This is a genomic window from Christensenella tenuis (genome assembly GCF_014287795.1).
Lineage (GTDB): Bacteria > Bacillota > Clostridia > Christensenellales > Christensenellaceae > Christensenella > Christensenella tenuis.
Genome location: NZ_JACOON010000004.1, coordinates 201256 through 223741, shown reverse-complemented (window position 1 = coordinate 223741; position 22486 = coordinate 201256). Strand labels below are relative to the sequence as shown.

The window sequence follows — 22486 nt, the reverse complement described above, 5'->3', positions numbered from 1 at the left end:
ATCCTTTCAAAAAAAGCGCTTGCGTGTTCTTTATTCCCATTATACCACAGCCCTCCACTTTTTTGCAGGAAGCGGCATTTTCCACGCCGCTGTGCTATTCTGGAAAAGTAAACTATTCCAGGAGGCGCTATGATTGTTCTGATTGCGGGATGGCGTCACATTTTGACGGCTTCAGCAGCCGCGTTTCTTTTGTCTTTTTACCGTTTGCCATAGATAAGCGTCGTCTCGAACATCGCTTCGATATTCTCCGGCTTCGCGTCGTCCACCATCGTCCCCGTGTCCATGATATAGCCGCCTCCCGGCGCGCATGTATCGATGAGCCATTTACAGTAATCTTTGACTTCATCCGGCGTGCCGTAGGTCAGCATGACGGCCGGCACGTTTCCCATGATGCACGAGTGTCCGCCCAGCGCCTTTTTTGCCGCTTCCATATCGGTATACTCAAAATTATAAATGACCTTGCCCGGCGGCACCTCTTTCAGATATTCAAGGCGCGTATTATAGGCCCCCTCCACATATACCATCGGCGTGAGCCCGGCCTCCGCCACCTCCGTCAAATACCGCCGCAGGGACGGCCAATAGAACTTTCTGAACTGCTCGTCAGACATAAACTCATCCACGCCCTTATGCAGCCAGTACCACACATAAGGCACTTCCTTGCCCGAGCAGCCTGCGATCGTATCCTTGATTGCAAAATCTGTCATCACATCGATGAGACGCAGCAGTTCCTCCTCATGGTCATACATATCCATCATGATGTCTACCGTGCCGCGCATGCTGTCTCCGATCATATCAAAGGGCGCGTATGCAAAGCCCGCATAGATCGGCGGAATCCCATATTTTTCTTTCATGTGAACCTGATACTCCGCAAGATAACCAAACCAATCCGCCAGCATTTTGCCCGATTCCACGAGCGCCTCCAGCGAGGAAATGACCTCCGGGTCTGAAAACGCGGCGAACGCGCCCATGTGTCCGAACCACATCGTGTTGCGGAAATCTATTTTGGAAAGGCCGGAAAGTTTTGAGAAACTGCGCGGAATCCATTTGTTCATCATAAATTTCGTAATATCAAAGACCGCTTCCCCATATTCGTCTCCCTTCATGTATTCCCCTTCGATGAACTGATACATTGTATTCGGGTCATTGATCTGGTTGCCCGGCCAGCGGAACCAGTTGATCCCCGAGCGCTCCATATAGTTGATAGGATAAAAAAGGATCGGATCCCAGCCGAGATCAGGCTGAAAATGGTCATAGAGATAGTCGTATACATCGGTCGCTTTTGTATAGTCTTCCATGATGTCCTGTATCGTCCATTTGTTCGCATAATAGACCGGAAACGCCTGAAATACAGGAACGAGCGGTATGCGGTCCGGTTCAATAAGTTTGACGGCATCCTCCACTCTTTTTTTTCGTGCGTTGTACAGTCCGTGCATTGTTTCCATAAAATCTCCCCCTTTTATGATTTCTATTTTAAAATAATGAGACTCCCCGTTATATTTAATATAGTCTTTCCTAAAAGCCTGTACAATACCAAAAAAACCCGCTCAAAATACCAGATTTTTTCTGGTATTCCTGGCGAGTTTCTTATTTAACCTATGTTTTGTTTTTTAATTCTCTTTCTTGCGCCTAATGCGGCGCTTGATCCTTTTTCCGGTACAACTGAAAAATTCACAACAACAGCGCTTGCACGGCACGCTGCTTGCCTCCAGCACAGTTCTTTTTATAGCGGGAACACCCTTATTCCTCCCGCAGCTGTACGGGCAGGATCAGGTATTCATACGCATCCGAATTCTCCTGCTTCACGACACACGGGCTGACTCCGGTATTGTACTGCATGAGCACCTCCGGTTCTTCCACGTTTTTCAACACATCCAGCACGTATTTGGCATTGAATGCAATTTTAAGGTCTTTTCCTTCCGTGAGCACTGGAATCTGTTCGTCAATGTTGCCCATTTCCGAATTAGACGTAATTTCCAGGTTTTTCTCTCTGATTTCAAATTTAACGACGTTGTTGTTGCCTTCGCGCGCAAGGATAGACGCGCGTTCAAGGCTTTCTTTGAGCATATTTGTTTCCACTTTCACGCTGGTTGCGCAGTCCGCCGGCAAAAGATTCCGGTAGTTGATATATTCCCCTTCGAGCAGCCTCGTATAAATTTCCGTATTGCCCGCTTCAAAGAGCGCCATATTGCCGCTGATGGAAATTTTTATATTTTCTTCCGAATCGGAGATAATGCGGGAAACCTCCCGCAGCGTACGCGCGGGAATCACGCATTTCTTTTCAATATCCGAAATAGCAGTTTGCTTTCGCACCGCCATACGGTATCCATCCAGCGCCACAACCGTAAGGCTGTCTTTTTCAATATCAAACAGCAATCCCGTAAGGATTGGTTTGTCTTCATTCACTGCGGCGGCAAACAGCGTCTGGTTAATCATAGTGCGCAAAGCACATTGCGGAATTTTAATCTGCTCCTTATCTTCAAGTTCCGGGAAAACCGGAAATTCATCCGCATTCATTTGCTGGAGCACCACCTTCGAATTAAGGCAGCTGATCTCCATTGAAGTTTCCCCTACGCTTTTAAAGGTCACGTCGCTTTCCGGAAAACGGCTGATGATTTCATATAAAAGTTTTGCCGGAATGGCCGCTTCCCCCGTTTGTTCAATTTGCGCGTTCATTTCCGTTTTGATGGAAAGCGCGATATCTGTCGCGCGCAGGGTAATGACCTCTTCCGCGCAGGAAAACAGAATACATTCCAGTATGGTCTTTTGCATCTTAGAAGCCGCACGGTTTACCGTCCCGATGGCTGTGAGCAGGTCTTCTTTCGCACAAGTAAATTGCATGCCTTTTTCCTCCATGTTTTTATTCTATTAGATAGGCAGTAATGGCTGTATTAGGGGGTGTGGATTGTGTGGAAAACATTTTTTTTCCCTAAAGCAAAGCCATTTTATATTTTTTTAAGGGAGGATAACTCTGGTGTAAACCGGAAAAAACGGTTGATGGATTGTGCCCTCTTTGTGCATGAAGCAGTCCGGCCGTTTTCGCCTGTTTTTTTTATCCACAGGTTATCCTTTTATTTTCGCCTCGATATCCTCCACTACTTTTTTCAGTTCAGGATCTTCCTTCATTTGCTTTTTGATTTTTTCTTCCGCGTGCATAATGGTGGAATGGTCCCGTCCGAAAAATTCAGCAATTTTGGAATAGGAGTTATCCGTCAGGTCACGCAGCACAAACATAGAAATCTGCCGGGGAAATACGTATTCGCGGTTCCGTTTCTGGCCGCGGATATCCTCTTCACGGATATCAAAATATTCGCACACCACATCAATAACGCCCTTTGGCGTAATGGCCCGCACGGAAGGGGATGCAAAAAAGTCTTCCAGTGCACGCTGGGCGACGGAAGCGTCAATTTCCCCTGAAGGAAGGGAGTCTTTGTGCAGCTCTGCGTACATAATTACCTTTTGCAGAGCGCCTTCAAGCGTACGGATATTTGAATTTTTTTGCTGTGCTATATAATGTAGGGTATCATCCCGGATGGGAAGCGCGGAGGGATTCACCGACCGCAGCGCCTGCACCTTCTTCAAAAGAATGGCCACCCGCGTTTCATAATCCGGCATTTTGATGTCCGCAATGAGGCCCCATTCAAACCGGCAGCGCATTCGTTCTTCCAGCTTTTCCATTTCCTTGGGAGGCCGGTCGGATGAAATGACGATTTGTTTATTCATATCCCGCAGCGCGTTGAACGTGTGGAAAAATTCGTCCTGCGCTACGTCTTTGCCCGCGATAAACTGGATATCGTCAATCAGCAGCACGTCAATATTGCGGTATTTCCTGCGGAACTGTTCGCGCAGGTCGATATTGGCCCTGTTGTTTGTCAGCTGAATCATGCGGATCAGCTCGTTCATGAACGTTTCGCTTGTGACATAAACGATTTCCGCTTCCGGGTTCTCCTGCAGGATGTGGTTGCCCACCGCGTGCATGAGGTGCGTCTTTCCAAGCCCAACGCCGCCGTATAAAAACAGCGGATTATAGGCGCGCCCCGGGGCCTGCGCCACGGCAAGGGCCGCGGCATTGGCGAATTTATTGGCTTCGCCCACTACAAACGTATCAAACGTATAGTTCGGATTTAAATTTGTTTTTACTTCGCGGGCTGGCTGGGGTTCTTCTTTTTTCCGGCTGATATTCAGTTTGGAAGAATCCTGGGGCGTAATAAATTCCGGGCGGATGTCCGCGCCCGGAACGCCGTAAAGCTCCTCATAGGCGAGCTGCATGGTAAGGCGGATTTTCTCCGCATATTTTTCTTCCATCAGGTTTTTGTGCATCGGGCTCGATACTTCAAAGAAATAAGCGCCGTTTTCTTCATGCACGGGCTTTAGTTCCTTGATCCACACATTAAACTGAAACATTGGAAGGTCTTCTTCCAGGTAATTCAGCGTTTTTTCCCATAAAATATTAAAGACACTCATGTACCGTTTAACTCCAGCTCCATATTTGATCTCTGTGGATAACTTTTTGCACAGGCGGGAAGCCTATGTCAAAACCTTTTTAAAAAATAAGTCCGGAATTATCCACAAAGTTATCCACAATTTGCGCGAAAATGTGCATAAAATAAGGCTTTCCGCGAGGTTTATTATACCACAGGAAGCGCCGGAATGGTAGATGAAAAAAGTATTTTTGTTTTTAGAAAGCGCGGAAAAAAAGGGAAAATACTAGATATAGTTATTAAAATGTGGAAAAAGGGCACAGGAAAGAAGGAGACCCCAATATCTATGGCACGGGGTCAAAGAGAACCGTTTTGGGGACGGGCCTTAAAGCGGCTTTTACCTTGACACTTGACAGCAAAAATTATATAATAATAATCGTCTTTTTATCGGAAAAAACATGGCTGTCCGAGTCTTCCGGCCGGCGCGGCCAACAATATATTATATGTAGAAAATGGAGAGATGTAGCTATGAAAATGACGTATCAACCGAAAAAACAGAAACGCAGCCGCGTTCACGGCTTTATGAAGAGAATGAAAACGAAAGCCGGCAGGAATGTCCTCAAAAGAAGACGTGCAAAAGGCAGGAAAGTTCTGTCTGCGTAAAAAGCGTTGGATGTACGCACGTTAAAAAAGAACAAAGAATTTAACTTTGTTTACAGGCGGGGAAAACCCGCAGGATCCCGCGATATGACCCTTATTTGCGCAAAAAGCAGGTATGGCGGCGTACGCGTCGGTTTTTCCGTCAGCAAAAAGGTGGGAAACAGCGTCGTACGGAACCGCGCGCGGCGGCGCATGAAGGAAGCATACCGCACCGTTTTGCCGGAATTAAGCGGCCATTACAGCCTTGTTTTCGTGGCAAGGGAAAGCATTGCGCGTGCAGAGTTCCAAGAAATCTGCGCGCAAATGCGTAAATTAATGCAGCGTGCGGGGATCCTTTCAAGATGACCCGGAAACCGGGCCTTCCAGAGGAAAACTGTGGGAGGAAGCAGAGATGAAAAAAGTCATTCTGGCGATGATCCGCTTTTACCAAAAAGCGATTTCGCCTTATACGAGACCGTGCTGCAGGTTTACGCCAACCTGTTCGCAATATGCGGTAGAAGCGGTGACAAAATACGGAGCGCTGAAAGGGTCTTTTCTGGCGGTCAAGCGTATTTTGCGGTGTAATCCGCTTTTTAAGGGCGGATACGACCCGGTGCCGTAATAAGCACGGAAAAAGGCGTGTTTTTCCGTTGCCGGGCGCGTGGCTGCGCGCTGGGCGGCAGATGGCTGTATAAAACAGGCGCGCCATATGCAAAAAAATAGATGGAAGCGCAAAGGCAGGCCGAAACAGGCGGCGTGGGCTTTGCGGACAGGCGGAGGAAAGCGGCGCAGGGATATTTGCTTTAAGCCGGAAAGATACGAACCAGCCGTGTTCCGACGACAGGAGGATGTAAAATTTGGATTTTCTATACAATAACTTTTTATCGGATTTCTTTGTAATCTGCATGAAGGGAATGCACAGTATTTTCGCGGATTATGCGCTGGGAATCGTGGTTCTTACCATTTTGATCCGCCTTTGCCTGCTGCCGCTCGACTTGAAACAGCGCGGCAACCAGGCAAAAATGTCGGCGCTCGGGCCGGAAATCCAGTCTTTGCAGAAGCGTTATGCGAATAATCCGGGGCAGCTGCAAAGAAAGCAGCAGGAGCTCTACCGCAAGATGCATATCCATCCGATGCTCGGATGCCTGCCAATGCTGATTCAGCTCCCGATCCTGTTTGCATTCTTTGGCGCAATGCGCGTTATCGCCAGTGAACAGACAATCGCCCTGATGCTCAATGCGGCGCAAAACGGGGCCGAAACAGTGCAGCTTACCCCATTTTTCTGGGTACACAATTTCTGGCAGCCGGATTCTTTTATCGGTGGAAATGCAAGCATCCTGCCGTCGGCGGAAAGCTTCCTTTCCTATGTACAGTCAAACCAAACGTTTATTCAGCCGCAGACGCTTGCGCTTTTGCACAACCAGGGGCTGCTTGATTTTTCATCGGGCGTTATGCAGGTGCCGGCCGATACCTATAACGCGCTGGCCACGGAGATATTGAAAGCGAACGGTTATTGGAACACCGCGACAAATTCCGTGACGAATATGAACGGTTATTTGATTCTTCCGGCGCTTGCGGGTGTGGCGCTGTTCCTGCAGCAAAAATTTAACCCCGCGGCCGCACAAAACGCGATGACCGCGGCGACGGCCCAAACGAAGGAACAGCAGGAAGCACAGGGCTGCACCAACAAAATGATGCTGTGGATGATGCCGATTTTCTCGGTGTTTATCTGCGCGACGTCCAATACGGCATTTGCGCTTTATTGGTTCGTATCGAGCCTGTATGCATTCAGCCAAATGAAGATTGTGGATTTGGTTAAGAAGGCCAAGGCGAAAAAGCAGAACGTTACTGTTTCTTAAAGCAGGAGGAAATAAAAGTGGATTTTGTGGAAGCAAAAGGAAAGACCGTTGACGAGGCGATTTTCAAAGGCCTCGAGCAAATGGGGCTTTCTCTTGACGAAGTAGAGATCGACATTGTACACGAAGGCGGAAAAGGGATTTTTGGCCTTGGGAAAAGTGCTGTCGTCCACCTGACGAAAAAACAGGAGGAGCAGAAAGCAAAAAGCGAACCGGAAGCATTTTTGGAGGGTTTGTTCACGCGTATGGGCGTGGAAGCGGAATGCACGGTGAAGGAAGAAGACGAAAGAGCGCTGAAAATTGAAATTACAGGCAAGGATACCGCAGTGCTGATCGGGCGCCGCGGCGATACGCTGGATGCCCTGCAATACCTTACGGGGCTTGCGGTAAACAAAGGGCGAGAAGATTATAAAAAAATCATGCTGGATGCGGAAAATTACCGCGAAAAGAGGGAGCGAACGCTGGAAAAATTGGCGAAGAGGCTGGCCAATACGGTTGCGAAAACGGGCAAGCCGATTACGCTTGAGCCGATGAACCCGTATGAGCGCAGGATCCTGCACGCGACACTGCAAAATAATCCCCGGGTGGAGACGGTTTCCGAAGGAGAAGAACCGTACCGCCGCGTAGTAATCAGGAGAAAAAGGCGCGAACCATAAGTAAGAAGGAAGAACGAAAATACCCGGTGGGAACCCCGTCGGGTTTTTTTGAACCCCCGCCGCAATGTATTTGCCGGGAGGGAAAAAAGGGCGCTGCCGCAAACCCGCGGCAGCGTATAAGGATTGGCCGGGGTGCATCCCCGGCAGGCTTGCGGGCATATCCCCGGGAAAGCATAGGAATGACGAATGATACGATAGCCGCGATTGCGACGCCGCCGGGAACGGGGGGCGTCGCGGTAATCCGCATCAGCGGGCCGGACGCGGAAGCTGTTTTGAAAAAGGTATTTCCCCGCGACTCGTTTACACATGGGCAACTGGTCTATGGGAGTATCAGGCGGGAAGGAGAACTGCTCGATATGGCGATGGCGGTGCTGTTTTACGCGCCCAAATCCTATACGGGGGAACACACGGCGGAGCTTCACTGCCACGGAAGCGCGGTGGGCGTGAGGCGCGTGCTCGATTATGTGCTGGAGTGCGGCGCCCGTCCGGCGCAGCCGGGAGAGTTTACCCGGCGGGCCTTCCTGAATGGGAAGATGGATCTTTCGCAGGCCGAGGCGGTATGCGATTTTATTTCCGCTTCTTCGCGCGCGGGGGCAAAGGCTTCGCTTGGCCAGCTTGCAGGGACGCTGAAAAAACGTGTGCTCTCTTTCCAGGATATGCTCACGGATGCGCTCGCCCGGGTAGAAGCCGTGGTGGAATATCCGGAAGAAGATTTGGAGGAAGAGACTGCGGAGGAGTTGCTGCCCATTTTGGAAAAAATGCAGGCTGGGCTTCTCGGGCTGGCGGATACTTACCGCGCGGGCCGGATTGCAAAGGAAGGCCTGCGGGTTGTGCTCGCGGGAAAACCGAACGTGGGAAAATCTTCCCTCCTGAATGCGCTCACGGGTATGGACCGGGCGATTGTGACCAACGTTCCGGGCACGACGCGGGACACCATCGAACAGGAATTTGACCTTGGCGGAATTGCGGTATATTTGACGGATACCGCTGGAATCAGGAGTACAGACGATGAAATCGAGGCACAAGGTGTAAAACGGTCTGAAAATGCAATAAATGAGAGTAAATTGGCAATTTTTATGCTCGATGGAAGCGGTGAAATTACCGAAGAAGACCATTTGGCGATGAGAGCGCTTAAAAAAAGCAAAGCTGACCTTCTGGTCGTTTTGAACAAATTAGATGCGTGTGAGCGGCTCTCAGAAGAAGACGTAAAAAGGGAATTTGGCGTATTTCCGCTGCGAATTTCGGCAAAAACCGGAGCGGGGATCGATACATTGAAGCAGAAACTGCTCGAGTATGCAGAGCAGGATAAGACAGCGGCAGAGGTTTTGATTACAAATGAGCGGCACGTATTTGCGCTCCGGCGCGCGGCAGATGAAATAGGAGAGGCAATCGCCGCAATGAAACAGGGAATCGATATGGATTGTGTCACCATTGATCTCAATGCGGCGTGGGCGAGTCTGGGCGAGATTACGGGAAAAACGGTAAGCGAAGAAATTATCGACAGGATTTTTACAAAATTTTGTTTGGGAAAATGACGACGGAATGCGCCATGTGTTCTTTGTGGCAGGATGACGCAAGGCCCCTGTTCCCCGGAAAAGCCGCAGTGCCTGGGGTCCGCATGGCCATAAGGGCTTTGCTGCCTGCTTTCCCGTTTGGCGGCTTCATCCGGCAGCAGAGCGAATGGCTGTATTCCTTGCGCGGTATGTTTTCAGGCGCACACTTGCGAAGCGGGTTGTTTTGAGAGTGTCGGGATATTCCACTGCCCTGCCATTGGCGCCGGGCAGGCATCCTGAAGAGGATCCTTCCGCTTTATCCGGATCCTGCGGATAGCCGGGAATAGCAGGTGTGCGGTATTGTTTTTCCGTGGCATATGCCAGAAGAACGCTGGAATGATGCAGCCGAAGGGGCAGACAATGCGTGGGGAACAGCGGGAATCAAAGAAGCGGGCGAATGGAACGAATCCCCGCTGCGGCAGGAAAAAAGAGAAGAAAAAGCCTCTATAGGAGAAAAAAGAGAAATATGACGGATTATTCTGGCGGAACATATGACATCATTGTCGTGGGCGCAGGCCATGCGGGCGTGGAGGCGGCGCTTGCCTGCGCGCGGCTGGGGAAAAAAACGCTGCTGACGACAATTAACATGGATGGGATCGCCCTGATGGCGTGCAATCCGGCCATCGGCGGCACGGCGAAGGGGCATCTCGTGCGTGAGATCGATGCGCTTGGGGGGCAAATGGGCCTTGCGGCGGACGCTACGTTTATCCAGATCAAGATGTTGAACACAAAAAAGGGCCCGGCGGTTCATTCCCTGCGTGCGCAGCAGGATAAAAAGCTGTACCAGCGGTATATGAAGGAAATCCTGGAAAATACGGACAATTTGCTTCTTGTGCAGGACGAAGTGACAGATCTTTTGACGGACGATAAAGGGGTGGCCGGTGTGCGCGGCGCGATGGGCGCGCGCTATTTCGCCCGGGCGGTAATCCTTGCGACGGGCGTCTACCTCAAAGGCAAGGTAATTGTGGGAGAATACACCAAAAGCGCCGGACCGAGCGGCCTTTTCCCCGCCGACTATTTGAGCGCGAGCCTGCGGGGCCTCGGTTTTTCCCTGCAACGGTTTAAAACGGGAACGCCCGCGCGCGTGGATGCGCGCAGCATCGATTTTTCCAAAACAGAGCCGCAGTATGGGGATAAAAAAATTGTGCCTTTTTCTTTTATAAGCGGAATGATAGAGCGGGAGCAGGTTCCCTGCTTTCTTACCTATACAAATGAAAAGACGCATGAAATCATCCGGGAGAATATCCACCGCAGTCCGCTTTACAGCGGCATGATCGAAGGAATCGGGCCGCGCTATTGCCCGTCCATCGAAGACAAAGTGGTGAAATTTCCAGACAAGGGGCGGCACCAGCTCTTTTTAGAGCCGGAAGGCCTGCATACAAACGAAGTTTATGTTCAGGGTATGTCGTCAAGCCTTCCGGTGGAGGTACAGGTTGCCCTTTACCGCACGGTTCCGGGCCTTGAAAACGTACATTTCGTGCGCCCGGCCTACGCCATCGAATACGACTGCATCGACCCGACCCGCCTTCGGCCCTCCCTCGAGACAAAAGAAGTGGCGGGGCTCTTCACCGCCGGACAGATCAACGGCACTTCCGGTTATGAGGAAGCGGGCGCGCAGGGCCTCATTGCGGGAGTCAACGCCTGCCGGTTCCTGGACGGGGAGCCGCCCATCGTTTTGGGACGGGATCAAGCCTACGCGGGCGTATTGATCGACGACCTCGTGACCAAGGGAACAAAAGAACCCTACCGCATGATGACCTCGCGGGCAGAATACCGCCTGCTGCTGCGGCAGGATAATGCGGATACGCGCTTGACGCAGATCGGGCGGGATGTGGGGCTTGTTTCCGACGAACGGTATGACCGTTATATGTATAAAATGGAACATGTTTCACGTGAAACAAAGAGGCTCGGGACGGTGACGGTGAAAAAAGCCGATGTGGATGCATTTTTTGCAAAACACGGTATGGAACAGCCGGAACGAGGCATGAAACTGGCTGAAATACTTTCGCGGCCGGGGATCGGCTACCGCGACCTTGCAGAGGTAGACGGCGGAATACTGGAGGAGGACGACGACATCACGCTCCAGATCGAGACGAATATCAAATACGCAGGGTACATCGAAAAACAGCAAAAACAGGTGGAAGCCGCTGCCGGGCTGGAAAAGAAACGGATTCCGGAAAATATCGATTACCAGCAGATCAGCGGCCTGCGCCTTGAGGCGCGCGCGAAGCTGAACGATATCCGGCCCCAAACCGTCGGCCAAGCCGGAAGAATATCGGGAGTCTCGCCGGCAGATATTTCCGTGTTGCTGGTGTATCTGGCGGGACAGGGAAAAGCAGGAAATAAGGAATAGAGACGAAGCGGGAAACGGAACAGAGCCAACTTTGCTCCGGCGATAGGAGTGCGGCGCGCAGATCGGTTTGCCAAAAATACGGGAAAGATGCGAGAGGAAAAAAGGACGGGAAGAAAATTTGTACTGTGGGCGGTCATTTTCGCGGTGGCGGCCGCGGCAATCCTCGCCGCCGTTTTAGCGGGGGGAAGCAAACCGCAGGAGGAAGCGCCCACAAGTGCCGAAGCAACGGCAACGGCGTCCGCCGAAGCCCGGCCTTTCACGACGGTAAGCAAGCCGCAGGCAAGCCCCACGCCCACGCAAACAACCGGGCCTGTCCCGCCGGTGCAGAATGGAGAGACGGCAGAAGAAGGGGAGGAAGCGGGCAGAACGGGATCGGTCGGTTCCGGTTCGGGAAGCCCGGACAGCGGAACTGAAAAGACAGTTTCAAATCCGAACACGCTTGCGGGCGGCGGTGGTGGAAGTACCGGAGAGGCGGCGCACACGCACGACTGGGTAGAGCAGACGCAGACCGTACATCATGAGGCGGAATACGAGATGGTGCATCACGACGCGGTGATGGAGAATATTGTGGTTTGTTTAGATTGCGGAGAGGAGAATCCGGGACGCGATCATCTTAAACAACATGTTGCAAATGGGGAAAATGGAGGAACGGCCGTAAAAAGCGCGGTCGTTCGGGCGGCTTACGACGAACAGGTGCTTGTAAAGGACGCGTGGAACGAAACGGTGGTAACAGGCTACCGGTGTTCCGGTTGCGGCGCGGTGAAATGACAGGGGATAAAGAATGGATAATAAGGAATAAGTAATCGTGAATAGAGAAGGAGCGCGGCGAAGCGCGCGAAAAAGACCGCAAAATCACGCAGGGTAAATTTCATCGCGGGCGGAAGAGAAGGCCCCTTGGGAGAATGAGCAAAGCGATGCCTGACGTTCCAGGAGCCGTAGGCGATTGACAAACGGAAGGTATGCAGAGCTATGAGTTTTGTGGGGCAAAGAAGCGGCCGTCCGAAAGGCTATTTTTGCCGCTTGCGGTAAAACGGGCGAAAAGGGTAGAGCGCCGTCCGAAAGATACGCAAGAAGCAGAACAGGACGACGCGGGAAACGGAACAGAGCCGACTTTGCTCATGATAAACTGGGGTCCCTGAACGACTTGAGCGAAGCGAGTCGTTTGGGGTAAAGGAGGAGCCGCCCAAGGAGCAAGCTTTCGCCGCAAGGCGGAAGCGAAGCAAAAGGGCGTGCTCCGACGTGTTTCACGTGAAACACTTCCCTTTTTAATTTGATTTTGCCGCGCGATATGGATATACTGATTTTGACAGATATTGTGCGGCGGCTTCTTATAAAAGCAGATGCGGAAAGGAAGAACAGATGAACGAAGCGATCCTTTTTGAAACGGAGCGGATGGCTTTTCGCCGGTTTACAATGGAAGACAGGGAAACAGTGAATGTATTCCTCCGCGACCCGGAGGTTATGTACGCGTGGGAGCACGGGTTTTCGGAGGACGAAGTAACGGAATGGCTGGAAAAAAACCTTGGGCGCTATGCGCAATACGGATATAGCTGGCTTTGTGCGGACGACAGGAAGACAGGGGAAAACATAGGCGCGATCGGCCTGATTTATAATGAAGACATCAACGGAGAAGCGTGCTGGGAGATCGGCTATATTGTAAATAAAAAATTCTGGGGAATGGGTTACGCGGCGGAGGGCGCCCGCGGGTGTGTACGCCATGCGTTTGACGTAATCGGCACAGGACGGGTAATTTCGCAAATGCGCACAAATAATGCAAGTTCGCGCGCTGTCGCCCAGAAAATCGGTATGAAGTATGTGGCGACATACGACCGGATTCACCACGGGAAAAAGGAGCCGCATGATATTTATGTGATAGAAAAAAGGCAGGGCGGCTGAACCACCCCTGCACATAGGCAAGGAAAACCGCCGCTTCCGCGGAGAAACGGCGCAATAGGCAGAGAAAACAGGAGGAGACATTAACATGCATCTGGCAGGAAGAACAGCAAAGTGGCTTAATATGCCCCATCAGGCAACGGTAACGGACAAGAGGATCGTAATCCACGCGGAACCGGGGACAGACTTCTGGCAAAATACCTATTATAATTTCGCGAGGAATACCGGGCACGCGCTTACGGTGGAAGCGGACGAAGAATGCTCGTTTTCAGTACGGGCGGTACGCGACGGAAGCAGCCTGTACGACCAGTGCGGAATCCTTGTTTACCTGGATGAGAAAAACTGGGCGAAGGTCTGCATGGAATATGAAAACGAGACGGGCCAAAAACTGGGAAGCGTCGTTACTACGGGTGGTTATTCCGATTGGGCGACGATGGATATCCCGGGGGACGTCAACGCGATGCATTACCGCGTAAGCAAGCTGAAAGACAGCTTTTTATTCGAGGCGTCGCGGGATGGGAAGGAATACAGGCAGATGCGTATTTTCCACCTACGCTGCAAAAACGCGGCGGTACGCATCGGCGTATTTGCCTGCTGCCCGACGGGCGACGGAATGAAAGCGGAGTTTGAACAAGCGGCCTTCACGCCCCCGGCATGGAAGCCGTATAAGGGAGAATGAGAGAACATATGTCGGAATTTACGCAGGAACTAACGGCGCTGTTTACAGAAAATGGACTGGAGCCGGCAAAGCGCCGGCTCTCGCAGATGGAAGCGTATTACGAGGAACTTGTAGCCGTAAACCGAATGCATAACCTGACCGCAATCACAGCGCCAAAAGACGCGGCGCTCCGGCATTTTTTCGACAGCGTTGCGCCGCAGGCCGTAATTCCCGAAGGGGCGGCGGTGGCCGATGTTGGAAGCGGCGCGGGCTTTCCCATCGTGCCGCTGAAAATTATGCGTGGGGATATCCGTGCAACGGCGGTGGAATCTGCCGGAAAAAAATGCGCGTTTATCGAGCGCGGCAGCAAAGCCGCGGAAATCGATGTGGAGGTATTGTGCACCCGCGCGGAAGAGCTTGCCCGCGGACCGCGGCGGGAAAGTTTTGACGTGTGCGTTTCCCGCGCCGTTGCACAGTTGCGCGTCCTTGCGGAATTGTGCGCGCCCCTTGTGCGGCAGGGCGGCCTGTTCCTGGCCTACAAAGGCGAATATGAAAGGGAGCTTGCGGAAGCGCAAAATGCGGCGGAAACGCTCAACCTCGAGCTTGCGGATATAATAAAACTGCCGTGCGAAGGGTATGCCCATCATGTGCTGGTGTTCCGGAAAACGGGCATGCTTTCTCCGAAATATCCGCGCCGGTATGCGCAGATTGTAAAAACCCCGCTGTAAGCGTGCCGCACGGCCGGGGAACGCCCAAACTGTTTTTGCCGGACTGCGGCGGAAGGAGAACTATGCAGGAAGCGCCGTTTGCCATGAAAAAACCAAATATTGCGAAGCTGCGGGAATTCGGGTTTGCCGAAAACGGCGGCACATATACCTACGGGGCCCGCATTGCCGAAGGACAGCTGCAAATGACCGTAACCATTACGGGCGGCGGGGATATCCGCGCGCGGGTGATTGACCCGGCGACCGGCGAAGAATACGTGCTGCACCGTACATCCGGGGCAGCCGGGGCGTTTGTGGGCATGGTACGGACGGAGTATGAAGCGCTCCTCACGGAAATCGCGGAAAGGTGCTTTGACCCGGATGTATTCAAAAGCGCCTGCGCGCGGGAAGTGATTTCCTATGTGCGGGCGGCTTACGGCGGCGAGCTGGAATTTCTGTGGAAACGCTTCCCGGGAAACGCCGTGTGGCGCAGGGAAGATACCCGGAAGTGGTACGGCGCCCTGCTCACCGTTCCCGAACGGAAGCTGGGCCTTGCCTCAGGCGAAACGGCGGAGATTATCGACCTGCGGGCGGATCCGGAGGAGCTTGCAGCCCTCGTGGACGGCGAACGGTATTTTCCCGGCTACCATATGAACAAAAAGCATTGGCTCACGATCCGGCTCAACGGCATGGTTCCCGCGGAAGAAATTTTCCGCCGGATCGACGAGAGCTACCGGCTGGCTGCGAAATAGTGCAGGCGGCGTTTCCAAAGGAAAAGAAAATTTATTCAATAAGGGGCGCAAAACAGCCTGTTTTTGGTTACAATGAGTTCATATTACGGTGGTAAACTAGACGAAAATCCAGAAAAAAGAAGGCATATGAAATGAATGGCTTTAGAAAATTTATGATGGGGCGGTATGGGGGCGACCAGTTTGGAATGTTCCTGATTATCCTGTCCATTATTTTATGCGTGGTGTTCCTGTTCGTCCCCGTTCCGTATATCAGCCTGCTGAGCTGGGTGCCGCTGGTCTTTGCGGTCTACCGCATGTTTTCCCGGCAGGTTGAAAAGCGGCAGGCCGAAAACTATGCGTGGCTGCGCAAATGGGGCGCGGTGCGCACATGGTGGTGGAACCTTAAAAACCGCGTGAAGGACAGCAAGACCCACCGCTACTATACATGTACGAAATGCGGGAAGAAGCTGCGCGTTCCCAGGGGAAAAGGAAAAATCAGCATTACCTGCCCGCAATGTGGAAATAAATTTATCAAAAAGACATAAAGCCAAGATTTAGACAGAAAAGAGTCTGGAAACCGCGCAGCGGTACAACATGTTGTACCGCTGTGTTTTCTCATATACAAGCAGGCGCAAACAAAACTTTTCAACCGCGCCTTTTTCCGATATAATATTACGGGGACAGGTAAACCTGCCGCAAGGAGGTTTGCCCGGGCGAACGGCAGCGCGCATCCGCAAGGGTCCGCCCCTTCGCCAAAAGAAAAGAAACGTTGGTAAACGGCGGGAATGCACACGTTCCACAGCCGCCGGAGCAGGCCGGCGCATCCGTAGCTGCGCTGTTTTCCAAACAGGGAGTGAACTATTTTGGGCAAAACCATTGCGATTGCAAATCAAAAGGGCGGCGTCGGCAAGACGACGACGGCCATCAATTTAAGCGCATGTATTGCGAATAAGGGAAAACGCGTGCTGCTCATTGACATTGACCCGCAGGGCAACAGCACAAGCGGCCTTGGCGTGGAACGCACGGGGTTAAAAAAATCGTCGTACGACGTGCTGGTAGGCGGCGTATCGGCGGTGGAGGCGATCCGCCCGACGATGATGCAAACGCTGGACCTGATGCCCGCGAATATCGACCTTGTCGGCGCGGAGGTGGAGCTTGTCTCCATGATGGCGCGCGAAACGATCTTAAAACGCGCGCTCGAGGACATAAAAGGTTTGTACGATTATATTTTTATGGATTGCCCGCCTTCCCTTGGGCTGATTACGCTCAACGCGCTGACGGCGGCGGATAAAATCCTCGTGCCCATCCAGTGCGAATATTACGCGCTGGAAGGGCTTACTCAACTGATGAGCACGGTGAAGCTCGTGCGCCAAAGCCTCAACCCTGCGCTCGAGGTGGAGGGCGTGGTGCTGACGATGTTCGATGGACGCACCAACCTCTCGCTGCAAGTGGTGGAGGAAGTGCGAAAATTCTTTAAAAACAAGGTATATGAAACGGTGATCCCGCGCAATGTGCGCCTGGGGGAAGCGCCGAGCTACGGCCTGCCCATCCTTTTATACGATGGCAAGTGCCTCGGTACGGAGGCGTATAACGAGCTGGCGGTGGAATTTTTAACCAACGATATGAAGTAGGAAAGGCACGGAAATGAAAAGAGGACTCGGAAAAGGCCTAGGGGCGCTGATGGCGGATGCACAAGCCGGGGCGGCGGAAAAAGAAGGGGTCAATGAAATTGATATTTTCCTGCTGGACAATGACACAAACCAGCCGAGGAAAAAGTTTGACGAGGCGAAGCTGAAGGAGCTGGCACAGTCCATTAAGGTGCATGGCATCATGCAGCCGATCATTGTCTATAAAAACGAGGGGCGCTACACCATCATCGCGGGGGAACGGCGGTTCCGCGCGGCCAGGATGGCGGGGCTTTCCAAGGTTCCGGTAATCGTAAAGCAGCTTGAAAAACGCGAGATTCTCGAACTTTCACTGATCGAGAACATCCAGCGCGAAGACCTTAACCCCCTGGAACAGGCCGCCGCGCTTCAACAATTGATGACGGATTACAGCTTAACGCAGGATGAAGTTTCAAAGCGCGTGGGCAAAAGCCGCAGCGCAATCGCCAACCTTTTGCGCCTGCTGGCCCTGCCGGAGCCGGTTAAAAAACTGGTGACGGGGGGGAAACTGTCCGCCGGGCACGCGCGCTGCCTGCTGCCGCTCGAAGATAGCAAGAAGATCGGCGAAGCCGCAAACTATATCGTGGAAGGCGACCTTTCGGTGCGCGAGGCGGAAGCGATGGTGAAGGAATGGCTTAAGCCCGCCGCGCCCGTGAAAAAGGTACAGAAAACGAAAAAAGCCGTGCCGGTGGAGCTTGCCGAAGCGCAGGACGAGCTTTCCCGCGCACTTGCGACCAAAGTGCAAATCAAGGGCTCGCTGGCAAAAGGGCGGATTTCCATCGAATATTATACCGCGCAGCAGCTCGAAGAGCTGTACGAGTTCCTGAAGAAGATGGAATAGAAAACCGGTTTCCGGCTTTGGAAAGAAATCCCGCCATGAACACAAACCGAATTGAAACTGTATACCATTATTGCAGCGTGGAGAGCTTTTACAGCATTCTTTCCAATAAAACGCTGCGCCTTTCGGATATCGGCAAAAGCAACGATTATATGGAACGCCGGTGGCTCCAGCAATTTATCCTCGAAACGGCGATGGAGGAATACGACAAGGAGCCGTTCTCCATTTGGTTTGAATATGGGGGAAAGGAGTACCGGAACCATGAGGCAGTGGAAGAGCTCATGCGCTATGAGCTCAAAACGATGGGGCAGCACTGGTATGACGATTATATCACCTATGCGATCTGTTTTTCCGAACGGGGCGTGTGCATCGGCTTTCGCGCGGACCGTATCAGCGGTATGCTGGGCAAAAACCGCGAATCGAAGGAGCCGGGACACACCTTTGAATTCGCACGCATCCGGTATACTCCGGCGGCGCAAAAGGCGCTGATACGCCCGCATATCCGCAAAATTTTCCGGCACCTGCATACGCTGGTAGATGAAAAACAGCAGCCGTCCGGCGAGATCGTCAAGCTGCTGCGCGCGGTCAACGGGGAAAGCGCGTTTTGTAAAAATCCGGCGTTCAGCGAGGAGCACGAATGGCGGCTGGCCGTCAACTTTCCCATCCCCACAACAGACGCATACGCAAAATTTATGGAACGCCAGGGGCATGTTTCCCAGAACGACCTGTTCAGCAAGCTCAAAACAGCGGTGGTGGGCAAAACCATCAAATCTTATGTGGAGCTGAACCTCAAAACGATCGGTATGGATGCGCTTACGAGCGTGCGCCTCGGCCCCAAATGCCAGCTCAGCAAAAACGATATGAAGCTGTTTCTGTTCAGCGAAGGCGTGGGCCTTGCGGATGAAAATATCCTGTCCTCCTCCGCGACATACCGGTAAAAGAGGATGGCCCGGCGCTGTGTGCATAGGGGCGCTGCCCGGCGGTCTTGGCTGGGCAGCCTTTCGGGAAACGGGCGGGCACAGTACGGGGCCGTAAAACCGCCCTGTACGCAGGCTGGCGGGTTCACCCGCTAAAGGAGCGCTTCCGGGCGTTTTTTCGTTTTTTGAGAGAAGTTGACGCCCACAGGGCGTTTTTTTTATGTCCTGAACACTGTGCAGAAAAAAGCGTTGACAAACGGAACACTTATTACTATAATCATAGTAATAAAACGGTATATATAGTAACGACTCGCATCCAGAAGCAATACAGGAGGAAAAAAGATGAAAACAACGCTTACCAATCCGGAATGGGCGGTGATGTCCGCACTGTGGGGAAAAGAGCCGCAGACGCTTTCCGGGGTCATTCGCTTGATGGGCGATGCGGTTTCGTGGAGCTATACCACCTACGCGACCTATCTTTCCAAACTGTGCAAGAAAGGTTTCGTTGGGTTTGAGCTCAAGGGGCGGGACAAATTTTATTATCCACTGGTGGAAATGGATGAGTGTATCCGCGCGGAAAGCAGGAATATTTTTGATAAAATGAGCGAGGCGGGAGCCAAACAGCTTCTCGTGTGCATGATCCGAGAGGGCAAACTCTCAAAGGAGGATCAAAAGGAACTCCGGGAACTGATCGACGAGCTTTCGGAAGGGAGTGAGTGAGATGGCTGCGGTTCCCGCAACTTTGCTGAGCATTTCACTTTATGCCGCGGTCATCTTCTGCGGCATCATGATTTTCAAAAAATGCACCCAAAACAAACTGTCGCCTGTGCTGCACTTCGCACTTTGGTTTCTCTTGATTGTGCGTCTCGCACTTCCGTTTACTGCGGAAACAGGATTTCACTTCGTAACACTGCCCCGGCAGGGAACGGTTGAAATGGACGCCGCTTCGGCGGAGACGGGCGGGGAACCGCTTGCCGCCCTGTCCGGCGGAACCACCGCGCCGGGAGCGGCCGCACAAGCGGCGGAAAAAGGCGAAGGAGCGGTCCTAAACCAAGCGCCGCCGCAGGCCGCACAGCAAGGGAGCAGGCAAGGGCAGGAGGCGCCGCCCGCCGTTTCTTCAGGCAGCCTGCCGCCCGCCGTCATACTGACGGCGGCCTGGCTTGCGGGAGCGGGCGTGGTGGCGCTCTGTATGGCAGGCTGCTGCCTGCGGATGCGCCGGAGGATACGGCGAAGCACAGTGCTCCCGGACGCACGGATCAACAAAATCTTCGAGGCCTGCAAAAAAGAACTTGGCATACGGGGCGGGATCAGGCTGCGCCTGTGTTCCGCGCTTACCACGCCCGCGCTCACGGTGTCTCCGCGGCCGATGCTCCTTCTTCCCCTCGACTTGTTTTCGAAGGACGAAGAGGTGCTGCGCTACGCGCTGCTGCACGAGCTCACGCACTACCGGCGCGGCGACCATGCGGTACGCCTTACGGTGAACATACTCAAAGCGGTGTGGTGGTTCCATCCCGTCGTTTGGCTGGCGGACAGGCAGATCGTTATGGATATGGAGACCGCATGCGACAACATGGTGGTGCGGCGGATGGAGAAAGAAGAAAAAAGGCGGTATGCGGCTACGGTGCTCGCGATGTTTTCGGAGGACCGGGAAGCCCGGTATGTCCTTGGGATGGCTCTTGGCAACTCGAAACAGGTTGCCGAAAAACGGATCAGGGGGATGTATATGAACAGGAAAACGAAACGCGGCGTAAGGCTCGCGGCGCTTATTTTAACGGGAATGCTGGGGATCGCATGCTTCACGACGGCCTGTGCCCCGGCGCGGGCGGCGGAAACAGGACAGGCGGCGCAACCCGCCGAAGCAGAAACGCCCGCAAACGAACTGACGGCGCAGGAAGCGGAAACCGGGACGAAGCAGGCGGCACAGGACATACCGCGTGTCGGCGGGTACCGGAAAACAGACACATGGCAGGAGACATTTGAAACGGGAAATATTACGGTCGTCGCGGACGCGGATGTGCTGGAATTCGCCTCCGGCGGCATCCCGGACTATGAATCGCACCCCACGCTTTTTACGCAGGAAATGGCAGACCGCGTAATCAAATATTTCATGGGGGATGCGCAGCTCTATGAACATGGGTCGCGCGGCACTTCCGAAGAAGAAGGCGTTCTGGACGATGGAAAGTTCCGGGAAATGCCGCCGCCGGATCCGTCCGTCGCGGACGCGGGCCAATGTGAACAGATCAATGTGGAAGCAACGCTTGCGGACGGGTCGCAAGCCAGCGCGCTTGTCTATAATATTGAACTCACGCACGAAAGCTTTCTCAATTTCACAAAGGAATCGAAGCAGGAAACAGGGCTTTCCATCTCCCGGGAGGAAGCGGCCGCGCTTGCGGTCGAAACGGCAGATGCGCTCGGCATCAGTCCGGCCTATGTATTTGGGATCACGGCGTCCGACGAACAGTCCGGCGAGGCCCCGCGCTATGATGTGGTTCTCTCGCGCTGCCCGCAGCCTGCGGTATGGTATTCGCACACCAACGGTTCGGACACTGCGTATCAGGCGCAAAACGGCGGTGTGACGGAATTTGAGGGCATTTCGCCCATGTATGGCCCGGAGGTAATCCTGGTGAGCGTGGACGACAGCGGCGTCGTCGGTTTCCAGTGGAGCGCGCCGGACGCACCGGATATAACGGCAGGCGGGAATGCACAGACAGCGCCCTTTGAAGACATATTGCAGGCCTTCCGCGACAATATCGGCAGTAAAACATGGGCCGAACCGGAACTTTCCGCAACCCTGTATGTCGATCAGGTCGTACTGACGATGCAGCGGGTGCTGAAAAAGGACGGAAGCTACCGTACCCAGCCCGTATGGGAATTTGTGGGCGGATGGAACTTTGGGGAATACGGCTCCCCGGAGGAAAAACAGATGCGGAAAAGCCGGGAAAACGCGCCCGATTATGGAATAACGAGCTTGCTTACGGTCAACGCAACAGACGGCACAGTCGTCGACACGGTGACCCACTTCATGAGTCCCGGGCTGGTTCCGCAGAATTTCGGCGGATGGGACGCTGCCGGAGAAGCGGAAGTGCAGGCGGAGACAGGCATAACGGAACCGGAGGTGCAGGTAGAACCGGCAAAGGGCACGGCCGAAGTTGGAAGCGCGCGCGCAGCAGCGCAGGCGGAACCTGCGGAAAGCGAAACGAATGTGCGCATAACCGCGGCGGCGGAAACAGTGCAGGCCGAAACGGGCGAACGGGCCAAATTTACTTTTCGCATTCAAAACAATATGGACGCCACGCTCGAAAACGGCGTCCTGAAAGTACCGCCTTTGAACGGCGGGGAGCAACTGGGCAAAACGTTCAGCCTTGAACCGGGTGAAACGAGAATCATGACATGGGAGACTCCCCTTACAGAAAACATGACCGTTCATGCTGCCGTCTATTTTATGGCAGACGGCCGGGAAACCTATGCGGAGGCTCCGCCGGTTGGGGTGGACTTCCCGGCGGAGGACGCATAAAAGGCACTGCGGCAGGCACATAAAAAGCGTAAGCGGGCGCCATGCGGGGGAAGATTCCCCCGCCAGCCATTCGAAAACAAAGAGAAAGCGTC

At 53.2% G+C, this 22486-nt stretch carries 22 protein-coding genes; 19 read left to right on the top strand and 3 right to left on the bottom strand.

All coding sequences use genetic code 11. The annotated features are described in order from the left end of the window. Positions 1-197: 197 nt before the first annotated feature. From H8S18_RS08780 to dnaA, 3 genes are all read right to left on the bottom strand, one after another. On the bottom strand, positions 198-1442 hold the full coding sequence (locus H8S18_RS08780; protein WP_186857936.1) for a uroporphyrinogen decarboxylase family protein: 1245 nt from the start codon (positions 1440-1442) through the stop codon (positions 198-200). Between the two features lie 295 nt (positions 1443-1737). After that, the gene (gene dnaN / locus H8S18_RS08775; protein WP_186857935.1) at positions 1738-2838 is read right to left on the bottom strand and encodes a DNA polymerase III subunit beta; all 1101 of its coding nucleotides are present in this window, start codon (positions 2836-2838) and stop codon (positions 1738-1740) included. Positions 2839-3060: 222 nt separating this feature from the next. Beyond that, entirely contained in the window at positions 3061-4461 is a 1401-nt protein-coding gene (dnaA, locus tag H8S18_RS08770) for a chromosomal replication initiator protein DnaA (protein WP_186857934.1), read from the bottom strand. Between the two features lie 186 nt (positions 4462-4647). Here dnaA and H8S18_RS08765 point away from each other — a divergent pair, with 186 nt between their 5' ends. The 19 genes from H8S18_RS08765 (at position 4648) to H8S18_RS08675 (ending at position 22394) form a co-directional block, all read left to right on the top strand. Continuing rightward, positions 4648-4824, top strand: coding sequence for a hypothetical protein (locus tag H8S18_RS08765; RefSeq protein WP_186857933.1), 177 nt, complete (start codon positions 4648-4650; stop codon positions 4822-4824). Between the two features lie 122 nt (positions 4825-4946). Further along, the gene (gene rpmH / locus H8S18_RS08760; protein WP_046443427.1) at positions 4947-5081 is read left to right on the top strand and encodes a 50S ribosomal protein L34; all 135 of its coding nucleotides are present in this window, start codon (positions 4947-4949) and stop codon (positions 5079-5081) included. 6 nt (positions 5082-5087) lie between these two features. After that, entirely contained in the window at positions 5088-5423 is a 336-nt protein-coding gene (gene rnpA, locus H8S18_RS08755; protein ID WP_186857932.1) for a ribonuclease P protein component, read from the top strand. A gap of 46 nt (positions 5424-5469) precedes the next feature. Then, positions 5470-5679, top strand: a complete 210-nt coding sequence (gene yidD, locus H8S18_RS08750) for a membrane protein insertion efficiency factor YidD (RefSeq protein WP_186857931.1) — start codon at positions 5470-5472, stop codon at positions 5677-5679. A 235-nt stretch (positions 5680-5914) separates the two neighbouring features. Then, complete coding sequence (locus tag H8S18_RS08745; protein ID WP_186857930.1) at positions 5915-6916, top strand: YidC/Oxa1 family membrane protein insertase; 1002 nt, start codon at positions 5915-5917, stop codon at positions 6914-6916. Positions 6917-6933: 17 nt separating this feature from the next. Beyond that, positions 6934-7569, top strand: coding sequence for an RNA-binding cell elongation regulator Jag/EloR (gene jag / locus H8S18_RS08740; RefSeq protein ID WP_186857929.1), 636 nt, complete (start codon positions 6934-6936; stop codon positions 7567-7569). Between the two features lie 179 nt (positions 7570-7748). Further along, on the top strand, positions 7749-9104 hold the full coding sequence (gene mnmE / locus H8S18_RS08735) for a tRNA uridine-5-carboxymethylaminomethyl(34) synthesis GTPase MnmE (protein WP_186857928.1): 1356 nt from the start codon (positions 7749-7751) through the stop codon (positions 9102-9104). 484 nt (positions 9105-9588) lie between these two features. Further along, positions 9589-11475: a tRNA uridine-5-carboxymethylaminomethyl(34) synthesis enzyme MnmG gene (gene mnmG, locus H8S18_RS08730; protein ID WP_186857927.1), complete on the top strand. Its 1887-nt coding sequence runs from the start codon at positions 9589-9591 to the stop codon at positions 11473-11475. Positions 11476-11562: 87 nt separating this feature from the next. Next, entirely contained in the window at positions 11563-12243 is a 681-nt protein-coding gene (locus H8S18_RS08725) for a hypothetical protein (RefSeq protein WP_186857926.1), read from the top strand. Between the two features lie 591 nt (positions 12244-12834). Then, positions 12835-13371 carry a GNAT family N-acetyltransferase gene (locus H8S18_RS08720; protein ID WP_186857925.1) on the top strand — a complete coding sequence of 179 codons (537 nt, stop codon included), beginning with the start codon at positions 12835-12837 and terminating at the stop codon, positions 13369-13371. A gap of 85 nt (positions 13372-13456) precedes the next feature. Next, positions 13457-14047, top strand: coding sequence for a DUF1349 domain-containing protein (locus H8S18_RS08715; RefSeq protein WP_186857924.1), 591 nt, complete (start codon positions 13457-13459; stop codon positions 14045-14047). A gap of 8 nt (positions 14048-14055) precedes the next feature. Then, a complete protein-coding gene (rsmG, locus tag H8S18_RS08710) occupies positions 14056-14754 on the top strand; it encodes a 16S rRNA (guanine(527)-N(7))-methyltransferase RsmG (RefSeq protein WP_186857923.1) in 699 nt (232 codons plus the stop codon). Positions 14755-14837: 83 nt separating this feature from the next. Further along, positions 14838-15482, top strand: a complete 645-nt coding sequence (locus H8S18_RS08705) for an MmcQ/YjbR family DNA-binding protein (protein WP_207721719.1) — start codon at positions 14838-14840, stop codon at positions 15480-15482. 131 nt (positions 15483-15613) lie between these two features. Next, positions 15614-16006 (top strand): hypothetical protein, encoded by a 393-nt coding sequence (locus tag H8S18_RS08700; RefSeq protein WP_186857921.1) that lies wholly within the window; start codon positions 15614-15616, stop codon positions 16004-16006. Between the two features lie 318 nt (positions 16007-16324). Continuing rightward, a complete protein-coding gene (locus H8S18_RS08695) occupies positions 16325-17092 on the top strand; it encodes a ParA family protein (protein WP_186857920.1) in 768 nt (255 codons plus the stop codon). Positions 17093-17105: 13 nt separating this feature from the next. Next, the gene (locus tag H8S18_RS08690) at positions 17106-17966 is read left to right on the top strand and encodes a ParB/RepB/Spo0J family partition protein (protein ID WP_186857919.1); all 861 of its coding nucleotides are present in this window, start codon (positions 17106-17108) and stop codon (positions 17964-17966) included. A 35-nt stretch (positions 17967-18001) separates the two neighbouring features. Further along, positions 18002-18901, top strand: coding sequence for a DUF2971 domain-containing protein (locus H8S18_RS08685; protein ID WP_186857918.1), 900 nt, complete (start codon positions 18002-18004; stop codon positions 18899-18901). A gap of 321 nt (positions 18902-19222) precedes the next feature. Next, positions 19223-19600 (top strand): BlaI/MecI/CopY family transcriptional regulator, encoded by a 378-nt coding sequence (locus H8S18_RS08680; RefSeq protein ID WP_186857917.1) that lies wholly within the window; start codon positions 19223-19225, stop codon positions 19598-19600. Position 19601: 1 nt separating this feature from the next. Further along, positions 19602-22394 (top strand): DUF6034 family protein, encoded by a 2793-nt coding sequence (locus H8S18_RS08675; RefSeq protein ID WP_186857916.1) that lies wholly within the window; start codon positions 19602-19604, stop codon positions 22392-22394. The last annotated feature ends 92 nt before the right edge of the window (positions 22395-22486 follow it).